General features: G+C 43.2%; 1 rRNA gene. It reads right to left on the bottom strand.

Going from position 1 to position 266, the window contains the following annotated elements:
• A 16S ribosomal RNA gene (locus DWX61_RS13530) occupies positions 1-165 on the bottom strand; the annotation flags it as partial.
• Between the last annotated feature and the right edge of the window lie 101 nt (positions 166-266).

The raw sequence follows: 266 nt of genomic DNA, 5'->3' as shown, positions 1-266 counted from the left end.
TGTTATCCCCCTGTACAAGGCAGGTTACCCACGCGTTACTCACCCGTCCGCCACTAGAAACAATCTAAATCTGCCGAAGCTTCAATAAAAGGTTTCCCGTTCGACTTGCATGTGTTAAGCACGCCGCCAGCGTTCATCCTGAGCCAGGATCAAACTCTCTGATAAAATGTTTGATTCATTTACTCAAGACAACCGTTTGGCTATCTCTCGTTTTTACTGCTTTTGGTTCGTTAGAACCGTTCTTAAAAATGTAAAGAAATTTTCGA

This window comes from Ruminococcus sp. AF20-12LB, assembly GCF_003478985.1.
Lineage (GTDB): Bacteria > Bacillota > Clostridia > Lachnospirales > Lachnospiraceae > Blautia_A.
Note: the sequence above shows the minus strand (reverse complement) of the source record. Positions and strands in the feature narration are given on the sequence as shown.